Annotated in this window: 11 protein-coding genes; 6 read left to right on the top strand and 5 right to left on the bottom strand. The window is 61.7% G+C overall.

The window, feature by feature from the left end; genetic code table 11:
- A partial coding sequence (locus tag VF769_RS14465) for a hypothetical protein (RefSeq protein ID WP_331009131.1) occupies positions 1 to 252 on the top strand: 252 nt, incomplete at its 5' end.
- Here the strand turns inward: VF769_RS14465 and VF769_RS14460 are convergent.
- From VF769_RS14460 to VF769_RS14445, 4 genes are all read right to left on the bottom strand, one after another.
- Positions 249 to 5561 (bottom strand): FtsK/SpoIIIE domain-containing protein, encoded by a 5313-nt coding sequence (locus tag VF769_RS14460; protein WP_331009130.1) that lies wholly within the window; start codon positions 5559 to 5561, stop codon positions 249 to 251. The two genes, VF769_RS14465 and VF769_RS14460, sit on opposite strands and share 4 nt — an antisense overlap.
- Positions 5558 to 7108: a hypothetical protein gene (locus VF769_RS14455; protein WP_331009129.1), complete on the bottom strand. Its 1551-nt coding sequence runs from the start codon at positions 7106 to 7108 to the stop codon at positions 5558 to 5560. The genes VF769_RS14460 and VF769_RS14455 overlap by 4 nt, the downstream gene beginning before the upstream one ends.
- The gene (locus VF769_RS14450) at positions 7105 to 9000 is read right to left on the bottom strand and encodes a hypothetical protein (protein WP_331009128.1); all 1896 of its coding nucleotides are present in this window, start codon (positions 8998 to 9000) and stop codon (positions 7105 to 7107) included. The genes VF769_RS14455 and VF769_RS14450 overlap by 4 nt, the downstream gene beginning before the upstream one ends.
- A gap of 103 nt (positions 9001 to 9103) precedes the next feature.
- The gene (locus tag VF769_RS14445; RefSeq protein WP_331009127.1) at positions 9104 to 10000 is read right to left on the bottom strand and encodes a 3'-5' exonuclease; all 897 of its coding nucleotides are present in this window, start codon (positions 9998 to 10000) and stop codon (positions 9104 to 9106) included.
- Between the two features lie 130 nt (positions 10001 to 10130).
- Between VF769_RS14445 and VF769_RS14440 the strand changes: the two genes are divergently transcribed.
- Positions 10131 to 10607, top strand: a complete 477-nt coding sequence (locus tag VF769_RS14440; protein ID WP_331009126.1) for a HEPN family nuclease — start codon at positions 10131 to 10133, stop codon at positions 10605 to 10607.
- Between the two features lie 12 nt (positions 10608 to 10619).
- On the opposite strand, the gene VF769_RS14435 is transcribed toward VF769_RS14440, so the two are convergent.
- A complete protein-coding gene (locus tag VF769_RS14435; protein WP_331009125.1) occupies positions 10620 to 11723 on the bottom strand; it encodes a DNA glycosylase AlkZ-like family protein in 1104 nt (367 codons plus the stop codon).
- Between the two features lie 250 nt (positions 11724 to 11973).
- On the opposite strand from VF769_RS14435, the gene VF769_RS14430 reads away from it, so the two are divergent.
- The 4 genes from VF769_RS14430 (at position 11974) to VF769_RS14415 (ending at position 16425) form a co-directional block, all read left to right on the top strand.
- On the top strand, positions 11974 to 13950 hold the full coding sequence (locus VF769_RS14430) for a ParB/RepB/Spo0J family partition protein (protein ID WP_331009124.1): 1977 nt from the start codon (positions 11974 to 11976) through the stop codon (positions 13948 to 13950).
- Positions 13951 to 14018: 68 nt separating this feature from the next.
- Entirely contained in the window at positions 14019 to 14939 is a 921-nt protein-coding gene (locus VF769_RS14425) for an ArdC family protein (RefSeq protein ID WP_331009123.1), read from the top strand.
- The gene (locus VF769_RS14420; protein WP_331009122.1) at positions 14926 to 15813 is read left to right on the top strand and encodes a DUF7146 domain-containing protein; all 888 of its coding nucleotides are present in this window, start codon (positions 14926 to 14928) and stop codon (positions 15811 to 15813) included. Before VF769_RS14425 ends, VF769_RS14420 begins: the two co-directional genes overlap by 14 nt.
- A gap of 279 nt (positions 15814 to 16092) precedes the next feature.
- Complete coding sequence (locus VF769_RS14415; RefSeq protein WP_331009121.1) at positions 16093 to 16425, top strand: single-stranded DNA-binding protein; 333 nt, start codon at positions 16093 to 16095, stop codon at positions 16423 to 16425.
- The last annotated feature ends 7 nt before the right edge of the window (positions 16426 to 16432 follow it).

Below are 16432 nucleotides of genomic sequence, written 5' to 3'. Positions count from 1 at the left end.
TGGTGTGAGGACGCACAAGCGCGCGCGCCGCTCATGCGCGAGCTCGCAGACGTCGAGTTGACGAAGCTTCGGGTGCGTCGGCGCGATCGACGCGGCCGCGTACTTTATGGTCGCGCGGCGCTTCTGCCGCCGGATCATCCTGACAAGGCGGCGCAACTCACCTTCGATGAGGCAATGGTTGAGCGGGGCCACGTCACCGCCAGCGGCGATGGCCCCGATGCCGAAGCCTTTTTGCGTCTCAAGCTCGGCTAGTCGTCCGCGACGATCGCCGCGACGACGCGGTCAATGTCCTCGTCGGAGAGGAAGGGCGCTTGGGCAAAAACGATACTCGGTTCGCCGCTGAGCTTGGCGGCGAGGTGGCCGAGCCCCAAAAGCTGCTCGGCGCCTTTTTGCCCGAGTGCGATCTCTGATGTGCCAACGCTTGAGACCCGTAGGATCAACCGATTGCCTAAATTGTCGCGCAACTGCATCGGCATCACGTTGGCGTCTGGTCGTTGCGCTGCGAAGATGAGGTGAATACCGGCGGCGCGTGCTTTGACGCCAAGGCGTGAGACGTTGGCGGTGACGGCGTCCTTGTAAGTTTCGTCGAGCATCCACTCGGCAAACTCATCATGGACGAGGAATATCATCGGCAGGCGTTCATTTGCCGGCGCTTTCAGATTGAATGATTTGATGTCGCGCGCGCTTCGCTCGCGGAAGAGGGTGTAGCGGCGCTCCATCTCGGCGACGAGATCCTCCATCACCTCAACCGCGCGTGGGCGCTCAACGATGACACCGTCGCGGACGTGCGGGAGACGTTCAAGCGGCGCGTAGTCGACGCCAGCTTTGGGATCGATCAGATAGATGTGCGCCATTCGGCTGGAATTGGTGGCGGCAATATCGAGTATGATGGCTTGGATCAGCACGGACTTGCCGCTGCCCGTGGCGCCCGCCACCAGGGTATGAGGTTCGTGCAGCGCCCCGCCAGCGAAGGGCGAGCCCAGATTGAGATAAAGAAGCTCGCCATCGAGCTCGCGTAGCCCGAGTATGAACGAGGTGTTCAATCCCGCATCGTTGCGATTGAGCGTACGACGCGCCCATAGATCCCACAACGACACTGTTTGGCGCTTGGGTCGCTCGACACCAACAACGATTTCCCCTGGCATCGGAGTGATAGAAATAAGACGGAGCCCGTGCGTTGTGAGTAGCGATGACTGCTTGGCTTCAATGTCTTCAATGCGAAGGCGGTCTGTTCCTTTGAGGCGCACCAGCGCGGCATTGGGCGTCAGTCTCGAACCCAGTACCTGTGCTTGAAACTGATAGCCGAGTAGGGCGCTTCGCAGTTTTGCGGCTGTATCTTTGAGCCACGCCTCATCTTCGGCGCTCGCGGCGACCTGCGCTTGGGCTTTGCTCTGCACTAGCGCCGGAAACGCGTCATTGCCAATCGCCTCTATGCCGGTGTCCCCGAGCTCTGTCGGCGTCGACGTTGATGTTGAGGTAGGCGCCGACTCCGGGGGCGGCGTGTGCGCGGGGCTGACGTCTTGGCTTTGTGGCGGGACTTGCGGCTCCGGTGGCGGTAGAGTCGCCGCGGCGTCCGCGCCGCTCTCGCTTTGATCAGGCTTGGGCTTGGCGGTGACCTTGCGGGGCTTGATGTCAGTCCAGTTTACGCGCGCAGCGGGGGCTCGATAGCTCGCCTGCGCCCACGGTTTCTGGTCTCCCAGCTTTTCTCGCGTCGTCGCGAGCGGCTCGCGTGCATGATAGGCGAGGATCGCGCGTCGCACGCTTTGACGCGTGAACGTTTCTTGCAGACCGCCCGCGACATCGGTGATCGCGCTTTGATCGCCGTGGCTGCTTGCGTCATCGGTCGGGCCGGAAATGAAGATGTGCGAATAGCCTCGCAGGTCAATCTCGACATTGCCGGCTCTGACCCCGTCGCGCACGCGCTCGAGAGCGCTGGTCTGGCCGACCGCGGTGACGCCGTCGAGCAGAAGGTCGGCCAAGCGAGCGAGCCAAAGATCGCGGTCCAATCGGCCAGGATCGCCGAACAGCGCGTCTTCCATGCGCTGAACGGTCTGGCGCAATTGCTGCTGGCTTTTGCGCGAGGCCTCGGCCGCGCCGGTTTGATCGACGAACTTCGCTTCGCTGACGATCGCGCGCAATTTAAGCGCGCCATCATGTTCGTGCACGCTCAGCGCTAGAATGTCGGCGAGGCCTTCTTCACGCTGACCAAGCCAGGCGGCGTAATCATCGAGCAGGAACCAGGCGATGGTCGCGCCCGATCCTAATTCTTCGTTGATGAGCGCCTTGCTTAGGACAAGGCCAATGAGCTCGCCGGCAGAAATGCCGCGCTTTGCAGCGCGCAAGACAATATCGCCTGAGATTCGCGCCGCATCGTCGACCATTCGGCGCGCCAGCTCCGCAAGCGCGTCGTCGGCGAGACCTAAGCTAAGATCGCGCAACCGTTGTTGTACCAAGACATGCAGGATGCGCAATTCCGAGGTGGAAGAGACCACCATGTTGCGTCCATGCGTGCGCTGGCGGCGATAGCGAATGACTTGCACGTTTTGCGCAGCGAGTTGGCGCTTATCCAACAGATCGTCGTAGGTGGCCACCCACTCGGCCAGGCCATGCACTTCCTCAAAGGCGCTGCGCAGGTCTTGGTCCTCGAACGAAATTTGACGCGCGGGAAGGAAGTGTTGGCCGGGCGAGGGGGCGTTCTGGCGAACCATTGCGGCGACTGCATCGAGGTAAGCCCAACCAGTCTGGGGCTGACGTGGGCAGACGAGGAAACTTGTTGCCTTGAGTTCGTCCTCAGCGGTCACGCGCCGATAGGACCAACGCGCAGGCACGTGCTCTGCAAAACTGATTGCTGCCTCCGTCGGAGGCGCGGGGAACCACGCTTCGCGCGCTTGGCGCGAGACGACATCATGCAAAAAGGCGATGTCGACGACCCTATCGACGCCCGGCGCGACGCCTGATGCGCCATCTAACGAGATGCCGATCCTGAGCTTCGACATAAAGTTTCTGGAGGTCTCGCTAACGACGATTGCGTCGGCGTCGGTGTCGGAGCGTTCAAGCAATTCGGTGTAGACGCGTTGCAACCGCGATCGGTCGCGGTGACGGACCAAAACGTTGCAATGCACTTCCTCTTCATCCTGCATGGAGGAAAGCGCGCTGACTGCCGCTAGTGGCAGACCCGCGGCGTCGCAATGGTAGAGCATGATCGACAGGTTCGAGCGCTCGTGAGGCTGCAATTCGAGATAACGCTCGACGAGATCGCGGATTTGGCGCGCCGCTTCGCGTGGATCAACGTCGGTAGAGGCTTCGCTCGGATCGCGGATCGGCCGTTCCATCAACGAATAATCGTTGACCGTGTTGGTTTCGGCCAACAGCACGGGCTCTTTGCCCAAGTAACCGACCGCGACTTCTGGATAGAATGCGTGTGCGAACTCTGCACGCAGGTCTGCAAAAAAGAGCCGCCGATCGCCGAAGTTCACATCCTCAGCGTTGAGCAAATGCGTCATCAGACCAGCAAATGAGCTAATCTTGGCGGCGTTGGCGGCCAAGCGCATCGGATGCCACGGTGCGATGATGGCCGAGGGAGCGCCGCCCTTAACGGCGACGCAGCCGATCGCGAGCACGCTCGGCCAGAGCTCTTGCCGATTGACGTCGCCTGACGCCTTATCGACGAGCAAACGAAGCAAGCTGCCATAAGCCTCGGCTTGCGCGATCCAATCGTCTTGCGCGCCGTTGTCACGCCATTGCGTGAGTGCTTGGCGATAAGCGTTCGCGAACGCTTTCCAAGCTTCTCCGATTTCGAGTGCGTCGTTTGCAGCGATGCGGCCTTGTTCGGTCAGCGTCTTCAGAGCGAGGCCAAATCGGCGTTCGCAATCCTGGCTGCCGGTAAGGCGCGGCACTAGCGAGCCGGAATCGCGATCATAGGCAGCTTGCAGCGTCGCCACGTCGTTGAGTGAGATCGATTGCAACGCGCCTTTTTTGCTGACCGGCAGGCGATCAACTTCGCATAATATGAAAGGACGGTTTGCGAGCCGGTCGAGATCGTCGCGCAATTCCCCGCCCATCGCGTCCGGGCGCGCCATCCAAATGAGTTGCACCGTCGTGCGCTCTTTGTTGACGACGAGCGTGACGTCGAACTTGATCTGCAACGCGGCGCGGCTGACCGAACGATTGGGACGATACTTCTTCGTCTTCTTCTTTTTTTCGATGAGTTCGGCGTATTTGAACAGCCGGCCGACTTCCCACTTAACCTTCGGGCCCAGCGATTTTTCCAGGCCGCGATAGCGCAGCTCAAAATTCAAGCCCACGTCGACATTAAGTTCGAGCCAAGAATTATTGGTTTGTCGTGTGGTGCGTATTTCGATCGAGCGGGTTCCCGCAAGGTTGGGCGCCTGGCCGTAGAGCCTTTCGACGGCTTGCATCAATCCGTCGATAAAATCATCGCACTCGATGGGGCGGCCATAGACGAACTTTTCCCACTTCGCTCTGAGTTGCCGCTGGCTGGCCAGATCTTCGCGGTGCGCCTCGTAGAACTCGCGATCCTCGTCGTTGGCTTCTTTGATCGATTGGCGGGATCTCAGGGCAGTAAGATAAGCTTTGTCTTGTTCGTTCAGGCGATCGGGTTTGTCGTCCTCGAAATAGTTGATTGTCTCTTCTATGAAATTGCTCGGTCGCAGTCGCAGCCCCGAAAACAGCAACAGCACGCCCTGTGCTTCCCACTCGAATTCCGTGAGTGCGGCTGCCTCTGGCCCCCAGCTCGGCGGTGCGTCGATGAATGCTTGGATTGCTGCGTGGGCGTCCGCGGCGATATCGGCGCGCGCATCTAGGAACTGTTTCTGCAACTCCTCCGGCTCGATCCGCTGGCGCGATGGCCGTTGCTTCCCCAAGAGCGGCTTGCGTTCGGAGATGATCTTTTCAAATGCCTTGCGCCAGCGCGCGACCGAAGTCTGGTCGCGCGCCTTGAGGCTGAAGCAGCCACTGTCGCGGGGCAGTTCCAGCGCCGGCAGCGCGTAGCCTAAGGCGCTCATTAGCGGGAGGCTTTGATCAACAAGCGCGTCGTGGGTCAGCTCGATGAAGTGGGCGAGTTTCAGGAGACTCCAATCGTCGGCCGCAGACAACCCACGCAGGGCCGCACGCCAGATGGCGATCTGATCGGCGCCCAGGCCTGTGTTCTCGGCGGCGGCGCCGAGCCAGTAATCTGGATCATCAGAGAGCTCTTTAGCGCCGATCGCGGTTACCAATCCCAACGACGCGCCTTGATCATCGTCATTGTTGGCAAGAAGCAAAATGGGTTCGAAGCACTCTGCGTTGCGAAGGGCGACCGTACGCTCGTCCGTGAGGACGTGTTCGGGTAGGCCTTCGCCGGCGACGAGTTCGCGCGGAATCGCGATCTTTATGTCCTTAGCGTTCGGCAGATCGAGGACAGCGCGGACGATTGCTGCAATCTGCGCTCCGGTCAGGCTTTGCAGCATGAACCGCGCCAATCCGTCTTCGGGCGAGGTCGCCTCTAGGCGCGCCTTGAGATACGCCGCGCCGGCGCGACCAATAAGTTCAAGAGCATTCATGACGGCGCCCGAGCGAAGGGATTTTCGACATACGCGCAGGAGTCGGACAGCCGGCGCAGGAGACCTAAGCTCGAAAGTCGTTCTTCAAGACGCTTCTGATTGTCGGCAAAACTGACTTGATCTGCGGCGCCAGAATCGACCCAAGGCCGGCCTTGCGCTTCACCAATGACGATGCCGTAACGCTCGAAGAGTTTCTCCAAGAATAGCCGAAGCTCCATGCGTTCATCGACGCAGGCGACAACCAACGACTTCAACAGCCGATCCGTGGGGGCATACCGAATGCGTCGGCTTGAGCGGCGCGACGATAGCCCAATCGCGCGGGTCCATACCCCGTGCACCTTGGCGACATGTTGGCGATGGCGCGTAGTGGCTCGCGCGACGAGGCCGGAAACGAGTTCCTCCGGCTGTGCGTAGCCGCCATCGGCGAGTTCCTCATCGTCCGGCCAATCGAAGACTTTAGCGAGGGCCTCGCCAGCGAGCTGAAGCGGTTCTTCCGATCCGACCGCGGCCGCCCACGCCTCGGACTCGGTGAAGCGACGAATGAAGCGCTCAATCGCCTGCTCAGGCATCGAAACGTTACGCAGAAAGGAGTCCGCCGAAAGGTCGCGCACTACGGACCGCCGTGGACCGACGATCTCGCACACCAAAGTCGGACGGGGGGCGCCCAGGATTTCGACGGCGCGTTCAAGCTGATAGAGCGATAGGTTCAGGCCCGTGACCAACACGAGGTGGGGCATCGCGTCATAGATTGGTATTGGTCGGCGGAGGATGGCAAGCCAGTCCTCGCCGAGGCGATCAAACCGGGGATAGGTCTCAAGCGGGAGGTAGGCGCCTTCGCGTGCGTTTTGTGTCCGATCGGTCGCGTTTTGGAGCGCCGCCACCAATCGATCATGCGGCAAGTTCGCATCAAGAAAGCGCCGCGTCAGTTCTTCGCGCAACTCCGGTCCCGAGCTTGATCGCGTAAGCATGAGATAGAGAAGCTCGCCCGTACGCGCAAAGAATCGCCGATCGCTGCTGACCCCGCCGCTCGGTGTGACCGAGAGGTCTTCAAAGATCGAGTTCGGTCCAAACGGGAAGACAAATTTTGAGCTCCAGCGTTTGTTGCTCGCGCCTTCAATGGCGGAGCCACGGAGAAACTCGATCACGGCGGCAAAATCCTCAAAGCTAGAGAATTGTGCCCGCAGGTAGGAAAAATCGGGCTCAGCAAGACCGCCCGCATGCGCGCGCATGTCTTCAATCCAACGCGCCCAAGCCGCTTCGTTGTTGAGCCCCGCGGCTTTGGTCGTGGCAATATGGGGATTGTTGAAGACGAGGTTTCGCAAATTGAGTTGGGCGCGCGGATTGTAGGAGAGGGTGTTGCGCTTGTCCTCGCGCAGGGCGCGGCCTTTCTGGTGCTCCGCTTCTAGCACGCACAGGAATTCGAGCACGGTGAGCCACGGCGTTTGCTCGTCATAGATGCGATGCCCCCAGATTTGTTCGTCAACCCAGATTTCAGGGCCGCGGTCTTCGCGACCGGGCGGGCGCTGGAGGATTGGTGTTTCGCTCATGATCGGATGCTCACGCGCCGGGGCGAGGCGCGCCCATCGCTGCTTAAGTCGAGGAAGTTGAGCGTCAGTTCGCCGGAGTCGTCGCCTTCTCCGTCGAGTTCGCGCAGGCGAATGACGGCGCTTAGTAGGCGCGCCTTGAAAGCCAGAAAGTCTTCGTGGCACTCAAGGGAAAAGCTTGACGGCAACGCGCCTTCTGACACGCGGCGTAGGAATTCAAAGCGCGTCGGCGTGATTTTTAATGCGACAGGTGCGGGATCGTTGTCCCGCGTGAAACTAACGCGAATGTCGAACGGGCCCGGATCGCTCTCTACAAGCGCCACTTCTTGACCGACGTTGCGACGCACCGAAATCATCGCATCCACGAGCGGGCTCGTGCGGGTTTGAGAATGGCTTCCCGAAGAGGCGAGGATGAGCTCGTCGCTGTTCTGTACGAGCATGCCAGAAAAGACGCGGTTGAGCCCACGCACCATGGACGCCAAGCTTTCCCGTGGCATGGTCGCTTGTTTTTTGACGGCACGGACAATATCCAAATATTCGCCCGCGAACTTGAAGACAGTCAGGTCCCACACCGAGTGGTCCGCCACAAGTTTGGCGGGCATGGTGAAGAAGAGCCGCTGACGCTGAGCGCGCAACAGCGCTAAGAAGCGATCCTCGGCTTTGGGATCGCGCCCTTCGAGATAATCGGCCTGCGCGTTGGCATAGGCTTTCGTTGCGCCGTAGATCGGATCGGCTCCCATCAGCGTATGGTATGGTTCTGTGAGCGCCGGATCGAGCGCGCCGTATACAAGGACGTTATCGACGACATTGTTTGTTTCTGAACCGATGCCAAAGAGCGACAGCTTATCGAACGGCTCAGTGCGCTCGGCACGACCGGCTTTTAAGTTTTCACCGAAGGCGTTGCGATAAATGCTGGCTTGATCCATCTCACCCTTTTCGAGGAGGGCAATCACGTCCGAGCACGCCATCAAGCCGTCGCGCGCCTTGGGATGGCCAAGCAAGATGTTGGTGACGAGCACCAAGAGCTGGCGCATCGGAAAGTGATGGCCGTTGTGCTCGCTGATTTCCACGAGCGCGGTCAATCGATCGCGGAAGAGGCCGCCATCACCTGCCCCGATCAAGCGGCGACGATTCTCCATGATCGGGCATTGGTTGCTCTGCGCGTGTTCGCACCCGCTGCAGCCCGCCCAGCCCTCATGGTCCGTGATGGCGGTAATGACCTGACCGATGAGATCGGTGACCGGCGATCGACTGAGATCTCGCAATTGCAAGCGAAACCCTGTTTCGCTTGTCTTGCGCGTGACCATGAGGTCTTCCACGGCCCGCGCGAACCGGGCACGGTCACTCTCTGGGTCCGCGGTCTTGAGCTTTTCGAGTAATTGACCGTGATTTGCCGCCACCAAATAGGCGCGCTTAGCGGCCGGGTCGGCGACCTCCCTCACGAGTTCAGCGAGCAAGGCCTCGCTATCGTCGGCGCTGAGTTCGCTTAAGTCCTTGACGAAGACGATCTCAAGATCCCGCAGCTTCAGCCTTTGGACGTGGGCGCCGCCATTCCAGTCCTCTTCCGAGCCTCCCAAAGCCGCGAATACCTCGCGACAATGATAGGTTTTGCCGTCGCCGGCCGTTCCGGTAAGGAAATAACTGTCTGGCAGGGCTCGCGCGAAGTTCTCTAGGAGCTCCTTCAAAAACGGCGCGGGGAGCTCTATGGGCTTGATTTTATGGCGTTTGATCTTTCGACGAATGTGTTCGTCGTACATGTTGTCATTGTTCGGGATCGGCCCGTAATTGCGCAGAAATCGAACCCAAGCGTTTCCCACTGCTACCGCCATCCCACGCCCCGATTCGCTCGCGGGTTGCAGTTTAGCCAGCTCCACCCGCGGATCGAAAGAGTTCATCGCAAAATCGATCCGACCGCCACCTGCGCTGCGCCGCGGGGCGATCACGTATCAGCGTTCGTGGGGGCGTGCGCGCTGCGGGGGCCGGATGGCGCGATAAGTGTCACCCAACCCATAGCCGGGACGAGTAGCGCCGTGTTGCCGGCGCCTTGAGCACTGTCACGTGGCGATCATCGCCGTAGATATCGGCGCTCAGCCAATCAAGTTCGGCTTGGGGATTGTTGGTCATGAGCCACCACGCCTTCACGCGCTTGCCCTCGCCATCATCCCAGCGATAGCCGCGTCCCTTGAGTGATGCGCGCTGTTCGAAGGCCGTGTCTTCCGCTCTGACGATCCAGAGCTGGCGGCGGGCGCATTCGAGCAGGGCGGAAAGACCAAGTTTGCCTGACGTCGGCAGGGGAAGGGTGAGCAAGAAGAGCGCAGCTTCGGCATCCGACAATGCGCGGTGTCCCTCATGAAACCAGCCGCGCGCCCATAGGAGATAGTCCAGCTTTGCCGAACCGAGGCCCTCGGCCTTCCAATCAATCTCCGCGACCGAACACGCCCAATGCTTATCTTCAAAGATGGGCCAGTGCTTCTCCACCATCGGCCGGTCGAAGGCTGCGTTATGGGCGATGACGATGTGCGCGGGCTCTATGATTGCTTTGATGCGATCGGGATCGATGATCTGGCCCTTGACTATCTCATCATTGATGCCGTGGATCTTGGCGCTTTCTACCGGGATCGGAAAAGAGGGCTGGCGGAAAGCGGATAGCCCCGCATCCTCATCGACGCGGACAACCACGCCGGTGTCGCGTTCGTATTCGAACGGCAGCAGCGCCAGTTCGATGACTTCGTCATTGTCCTGGTCGAGGCCCGTCGTCTCGGTGTCGACGAACACGCCGCGCCGGGTTTCAGTGCTTGCGCTTCTGAGCGGCCAATCGCGAGTGGGCGGCACGCGCCGCAGCAAGCGGAAGTCGGGATTGGCCTCAATCAGGCGCGCGGCGTCGGTGAGATCCATGGCTAATCACAAGCGCAGCGATCTGACCTGCGCAACCTCTCTTGTTGTCGAGAACCGAAATTTGCGATCGGACCGATGTAACCAGGTCTCCGATAGGCTAAGGTGGAGCACTCATTGCAGAGGGAGTGCGATGGACATCCGCAATTCGATGGCGGGGTTTAGCGCCCGTGTGCGCAAGAATCTCGATTTCATGTTGGAGGAGCGCGCCGACGGCGCCGATGTGCACACCGTGACTGAACTCACGACGGCGCTGCTGGGTCTCGTCGTCTATCCGTACCAATTCTACAAGGACAACAAGCTGGTCGACTTCCGCAAATATACCATGGAGCGGATGAGCGCCGAGGGGTGGCCCGAGTGGACATTCCATAAGGGTGGGGAAGAGACCAAGCACCTTCGTCATTTCCTGCGCCGACTGCGCAACGGCACGAGTCATTACCTCGTGAGCTACTCGTCGGAGTCGCGCAAGTTGGACGAGGTGTTTGTCACGTTCGGCGACCGCCCCGATGAAACCAAGGAAATCGACTGGGAGGTCGAGATTCGTGCGGATCATCTGCTGGAGTTCACGCGTCGTCTGGCTGATCTGCTCCGGGAAGAACTGGCGACCTAGCGCGGTTGCTTCTCACGCTAGATCAAGAAAGCGCTCAATGCGTTGAAGCTCTTCATCGAGGGCGCGTCTGAACGCCGTCCCACGTGGCGCGCTTCCGGTCACGTAACCCAGTTGGGTCTGCAACCGGTTGTCGATGATTGATAGATTGCCCCAGCCAATGACAACGTCGCGCCATAGGAGCGGCAACGCGTAGTATCCACGCACGCGTTTGGCGACGGGTGTGTAGGCCTCGAAGCGATAGCTCCAATTCCACAAGAGTTCGAACCTCCTGCGGTCCCAGACCACGGGATCGAACGGAGCCAGCAAGCGCACTTGGTCGCCGGCTTCTCCGTTCGATGTCCACTTTGTCGCCAAAGGATTCTCGCCCGCAGGCCAAAACCAGCGAACGCCGTCGAGCTCTGCGGAGGGCAGGCGCGCGCGTGCGCGTTGCAGCGCTGCTCGATATTCGAGAGCCCACTGCGGAACGCCGCTACGGAGGAGGCGTATAAGGTCCGCCAAGGAGCGTTCGGGCAGAGGGGCGTACTTGCGCACGATGAGGTCGACGAGTGCGTCCATTGCGACTTGCGGATCGACGGGGGCGGGCGTCGCCTCGCGCGGAGCGTAGAGACGTGTGCCTTGTGCACGCGCGGCAATCCGAACGAGACCGCGATAGTGCATTTCGTCGAGCAGCTGCGTGCTGGCGTTCGTGGACCCACCAAACCAATTGCGGACTTTTCCGTGCTGGAAATGCGCATCCACGTCACGGGGGTGCGCCACGCCTTGCGCGCGAACGAACTCGAGCACGGCGTTGGCCCTCTCTTGGCGTGACTTGGACCAGCGTTTTCGCGGCGTTCGAGGATGCATGAGCGCGTGCGTGCTACGAGGCAGGAATCCGTAATTGACGAAGAAGTCCTCTTCGATCGCGAGATTTGGGTAAGCGCGTTCAAGGTCTCCGGCGCGATAACTGCGGACCCGCGGCCGCAAAGTCAGGTCCTGGGCGCGCGCAGGCGCGCGGATTGGATCGGCCTGCACAAAGCCGAGCCTATCGATCGCTTTGGCTAGAGTGGTGGGCGCGAACAATGTGCGCGCCACGGCGTATCTGCGGAGCGCGGCGTGGGTGAGTGGGCGTTTGTTCACGCCACGTCATTAGCAGCGACGCAATGCAGGGGCCAGAAGCGGAGGCAACCCCAGCAACACTCACAAAAGATTCAGCACGTCCGCCGGACGCGTGCGCGAGAACCGCATCGCCCGCGCGTCCGCCCCTGTCGAGGGACGCTGCGCTCTGAAGCCCTCGACAGCGCCGGCCTGAACGCGGGCGCGAAGGAAGGGGTCGCGCACGCGGCCCCGGCGAGCAATCACGCAGCCGGGAAAGCCAATGAGGCTTTCCATGACACAAGCAATCACAACACACGACGAGCGCGCCGTTCAAACTGGCGTCGTGCTCATTCCACTCAACAAATTGAAGAAGTCACCCGACAATGTGCGCAAGACGCCGCACGCCAAAGCCGAGATCGAGGCGCTCGCGGCCTCCATTCACGCCAAGGGCATCCTGCAGAATCTGGTGGTTGCGCCGGAGATCGCGGAAACCGGCGCGGCGACCGGCTTTTATTTCGTCACCATTGGCGAGGGCCGCCGGCAAGCGCAGCTTCTGCGCGTCAAGCGCAAGCAGATCGCCGAGACCGAGCCCGTCCGTTGCGTCATCGATACCGGAAACGACGCGCGCGAGATCAGTCTCGATGAAAACGTCACCCGTTCGGCGATGTCGGTGATGGACGAGGTGGAAGCCTTTGCCGGCTTGGTCGATGGCGGCATGAGCGCCGACGACGTTGCACGCCGCTTCGGCTGCACGGTTCGCTTAGTCGAGCAGCGGCTAGCGCTGGCGCGGCTCTCGCCAAAGATCCGTGCGGCTTACCGGAAAGGCGATGTCAATCTCGACGTCGCGCGCGCGTTTTCGATCAATGACGATCACGCGGCGCAAGAACGCGTCTTCCGTCAGTTCGCCAAGCCCATCACCCATGCGGCCAGCATCCGGAACGCGCTGACCGTGGGGCGCATCCCGGCGCATGACCGGCTCGCGCGCTTCGTCGGCGCCGAAGCTTACGAAGGCGCCGGTGGCCGATTGGTTCACGACTTGTTCGAACCGGACATCGTCTTCTTCGACGATGGCGAATTGTTGCAGCGGCTCGCGTCCGAGCGGCTCGATGAGATGCGGTCGACGCTTTCGGCCGAAGGTTGGGGATGGGTCGAGACCTTGCGCGGCCACGGCCAGATCGAAGGCTGTGCCGGCGAGCGGCTCCATCCGACGCAACGCAAGTTGAAGTCCGCGGAAAAGAAAGAGATCGCGCAGCTGGAAGCGCGGCTCGAAGAGCTCGACGCTAAGCTTGAAGACGCCGAGGAAGACAATCCGCTTTGGGCCGAGCGCGATGAGACCGAAGCCAAGCTCGACGCCTTGCGCGAAGCGACGCGCGTCTTCGATCCAAAGCAGATGGCCCATGCCGGGGCTGCGGTCGCGATCGACCGCGACGGGCGTGCGGTCATCACCAAGGGTCTCATCAAGCGCGCCGATGTCAAGGCCATCGCCAAGTTGCGCAAAATCGAGGTGAAGGCGGCGCCGGAGGAGGGGGCGTCAGGCGCCTCGGCTGCGGAAGAAGTTATCGACGAAGGACCGCGCCTCACCAAGGCGCTGACCGAGCGTCTGACCGAAGCACGGACGCGCGGCGTTCGCGCCAGTCTCGCCGCTAATCCCACCGTGGCGCTGGGCGTGCTCGTCTTCACGCTGATGCGCCAGAGCGCCGATCGCTCGCGCGTGCCGGGCGTCGGCATTGAAGCGCGCCCGATCGGCTTCGACGACGATGATGCAATGGAGAACGCGCGCATCGCCTATGCCGACAAGGCCGAAGAAGACGAACTCGCCTTCTTCGCGGCCTGCATCGATCAACCGGTCGAAAAGTTGATGGAGATGCTCGCCGTGTTTCTGGCCGAGACCATCGATCTTACCCATGGCGGCGTGTCCTTCGAGGACAAAAGACTGCAGCGCATTGGCGATGCGCTTGCAGCGGCACTCGATCTCGACATGAGCCGCCACTGGGAAGCGGACGAAGATTTCTGGGCGGCGGCGCCCAAAGCGCTGGCGATCGGGGCTCTGGAAACCGCGCCGGCGATCGCATCGCTCGGCGAGCAGGAGCGCAGCGGCATGATCGCGGCGTTTCAGAAGATGAAGAAGGCTGAGCTCGCGCGCACGGCGGCTCAGACCTTGAGGGGCGCGGGCTGGTTGCCGGATCTGTTGATCACGCCGCCGCGCGAAGGCGCGTTCGCCGTCACCGCCGAGGGCAAGCGCGCCCTGGCAGACGCGCACGCAGCCTAACGCGTCTTCTCATTCAACTCAGCGCCGCCGGTCTCTCCGGCGGCGCATTTGTTTCTGGAGTTTCCATCATGACTAGCCAACACGCGCGAGCTGGCGCGCGCCGCGATGTCGCCGCCGAAATCACGTCGAAGATTCTCTCCGAATTGGAGGCGGGCGTCATGCCCTGGCGCAAGCCGTGGGACGGTGCGCGCATCGGACCAGTATTGCCCCGGCGCGTCACCGGCGAGACCTATCGAGGCGTCAATGTCATCCTGCTTTGGTGCGCAGCCGTCGAACGCGGTTACGCCTCGCCTTATTGGCTGACCTTCAATCAGGCTGTGAAGCTGGGCGCCCAGGTGCGCAAGGGAGAACGCGGCGAGGTCGTCGTCTACTATGGTCAGGGTACCCGCAAACGCACCGATGAGACAGGCGGCGAGGTCGAAGACGCGTTTCGCTTTCTGAAATGGTATGTCGTCTTTTCCGCCGACCAGATCGACAATTTGCCGGCGCGCTTTCATCCAGAACCGGTCGCGTCTTCGCTCGCGCCGCTCGCGGCGCATGAGGCGTGGTTCGAGAAGCTGGAGATCGCGCGCATCGCGACGCGCGACATCGCCTGCTACATTCCAAGCAAGGACGTGGTTGGCATGCCGCCGGTCGGCGCCTTCGACACGGCCGAGGATTACGCCGCCACCCTTGATCATGAGAGCGTGCATGCGACCATGGCGCCGCATCGTGTCGGCCGCGACATGGGAAAGAAATTCCCCGACCATGCCATGGCGGCCGAAGAGCTGGTGGCCGAGATCGGCGCGAGCTTGCTTGGCGCGCATTTGCGGCTGCCGCCACATCATATCCACGACCATGCTTCCTATATTGGTCATTGGATGAAGCTACTGGCCGATGACAAGCGCGCGTTTTTGACGGCTGCAGCGCAGGCGCAAGTGGCCGTGGACTGGCTCTTGTCGAAAAGCCCTTCGCCGTTTGCTGAGGAGGCCGCCGATGTCGCGCCTTGAGCGCATCGTCGCCGCCTGCGGCGGCATCCTGCTCGATGGCGGTGCGCGCGCACTCATCCCTGGACCCAATCACAGTCACAAGGACCGCTCCGTCTCGCTTCGCCTGACGGAGGAGGGCCGCATTCTCATTCATTGCTTCAGCCCGAAGGATGATTGGCGAGAGGTGCGCCGGGCTTTGACCGAACTTGGTCTGCTCGATGAGGCGCCCGGCGGCGAGGCGGGCGCGCGCTGGTCACGGCCGAAAATTGCCGCTCAGCCCGCGAGCGAGGAGCGCGTCGCACGGGCGCGACGCATTTGGGACGAGAGTCGTTCGCTTGGCCATACGATCGCTGCGGCCTACTTGCGGCGGAGGGCGGTCCCGGATGGTTTGTGGGACAGTCCGGCTTTACGCTTTCATCCGCACATGACCAGTCTCGATGATCGCATCAGGCGTCCAGCTTTCATTGCCGGCATCACGAGCGCCGAGGGCGCACTGCAAGGCGTGCAGGCGACGTTGCTCACGGCGCATGGGACGGCGAAAGCAGCAATTCCGACACCGCGCCGCGTCATTGGCAAATTGATGGGCGGCGTCATCCGGCTCGGTGAAGTCCAAGATGAGCTCGTGGTCGGCGAGGGCGTCGAGACGATGCTGTCGGCATCCGAAGTTTTCGACGTTCCAGCTTGGGCCGCGCTCAGCGCGGACAATCTCAGCCGCATGATCATCACCGCGCCTCTACGCCGGCTCATTATCGCAGCTGACAATGACGATGCCGGATTGCGCGCGGCCGAGACGCTGCGCACGCGGATGGCGCCCACCATTGCAGTCGAGATTGAGCCCGCGCCATCGCCCTTCAACGACTGGAATGCTTGGGCCTGCGCGAGAGTGAGAGCCTAAGGGCTGCGGTTGTTGCATCGTTTCTTCGATCGCATTGCCGACGCGCAGCCACGAGCCTCGCCCACGCCGTCGCCCTGTCTCGCCCGGCCGTCGCCGCCGGCAAGGAGAAAATCGTTTCCCCGCCCGCTATCGCGGCTTCGGTCGCGTGCGTGCGCACGCGACGCGGGCCCCACCATTTTCACCTTGCCCGCGCCGCCTCATGGCCGGGCGCTTCGAGCGCCGTCGCGGGCGAGGCCCGCGGCCCCGGGATCAGCCGGGAACGCTTTCGAGGACACTTCCATGATCAACCGCGTCACCATCACCGGCACGCTCGTCGATGATCCCAAACTCCGCTCGTTCGAACAGAAAGGCGGCACGATCGAGATCGTCTCGCTCTGGCTTGAAGTCAAAGACGAGCATCGCACCGACCGCTTCACCGTCGAGATCAATGACGGCAAGGCCGCCACCGCCGCCAAGGCGATGAAGAAAGGCGTCAACGCCGAAATCACCGGCAAGCTCCGCCACGACCGCTGGAAGGACAAGGGCACCGGCCGCTGGACCGGCAAGGTGTTCGTCGCCGTCGATCCCGGCGAAGGCGCGGTCAAGTCACTCGGCATGGCCGCCGCCGCCTGAAACGCGA

The sequence above is a fragment of the Vitreimonas sp. genome (assembly GCF_036392335.1).
Taxonomy (GTDB): Bacteria; Pseudomonadota; Alphaproteobacteria; order Caulobacterales; family Aquidulcibacteraceae; genus Vitreimonas.
Note: the sequence above shows the minus strand (reverse complement) of the source record. Positions and strands in the feature narration are given on the sequence as shown.

What these genes read in the sequence shown, in the direction of transcription:
- VF769_RS14460 (WP_331009130.1), bottom strand. Translation starts at nt 5,561, where the DNA reads ATGAATGCTCTTGAACTTATTGGTCGCGCCGGCGCGGCGTATCTCAAG.
- VF769_RS14455 (WP_331009129.1), bottom strand. Translation starts at nt 7,108, where the DNA reads ATGAGCGAAACACCAATCCTCCAGCGCCCGCCCGGTCGCGAAGACCGC.
- VF769_RS14450 (WP_331009128.1), bottom strand. Translation starts at nt 9,000, where the DNA reads ATGAACTCTTTCGATCCGCGGGTGGAGCTGGCTAAACTGCAACCCGCG.
- VF769_RS14445 (WP_331009127.1), bottom strand. Translation starts at nt 10,000, where the DNA reads ATGGATCTCACCGACGCCGCGCGCCTGATTGAGGCCAATCCCGACTTC.
- VF769_RS14440 (WP_331009126.1), top strand. Translation starts at nt 10,131, where the DNA reads ATGGACATCCGCAATTCGATGGCGGGGTTTAGCGCCCGTGTGCGCAAG.
- VF769_RS14430 (WP_331009124.1), top strand. Translation starts at nt 11,974, where the DNA reads ATGACACAAGCAATCACAACACACGACGAGCGCGCCGTTCAAACTGGC.
- VF769_RS14425 (WP_331009123.1), top strand. Translation starts at nt 14,019, where the DNA reads ATGACTAGCCAACACGCGCGAGCTGGCGCGCGCCGCGATGTCGCCGCC.
- VF769_RS14420 (WP_331009122.1), top strand. Translation starts at nt 14,926, where the DNA reads ATGTCGCGCCTTGAGCGCATCGTCGCCGCCTGCGGCGGCATCCTGCTC.
- VF769_RS14415 (WP_331009121.1), top strand. Translation starts at nt 16,093, where the DNA reads ATGATCAACCGCGTCACCATCACCGGCACGCTCGTCGATGATCCCAAA.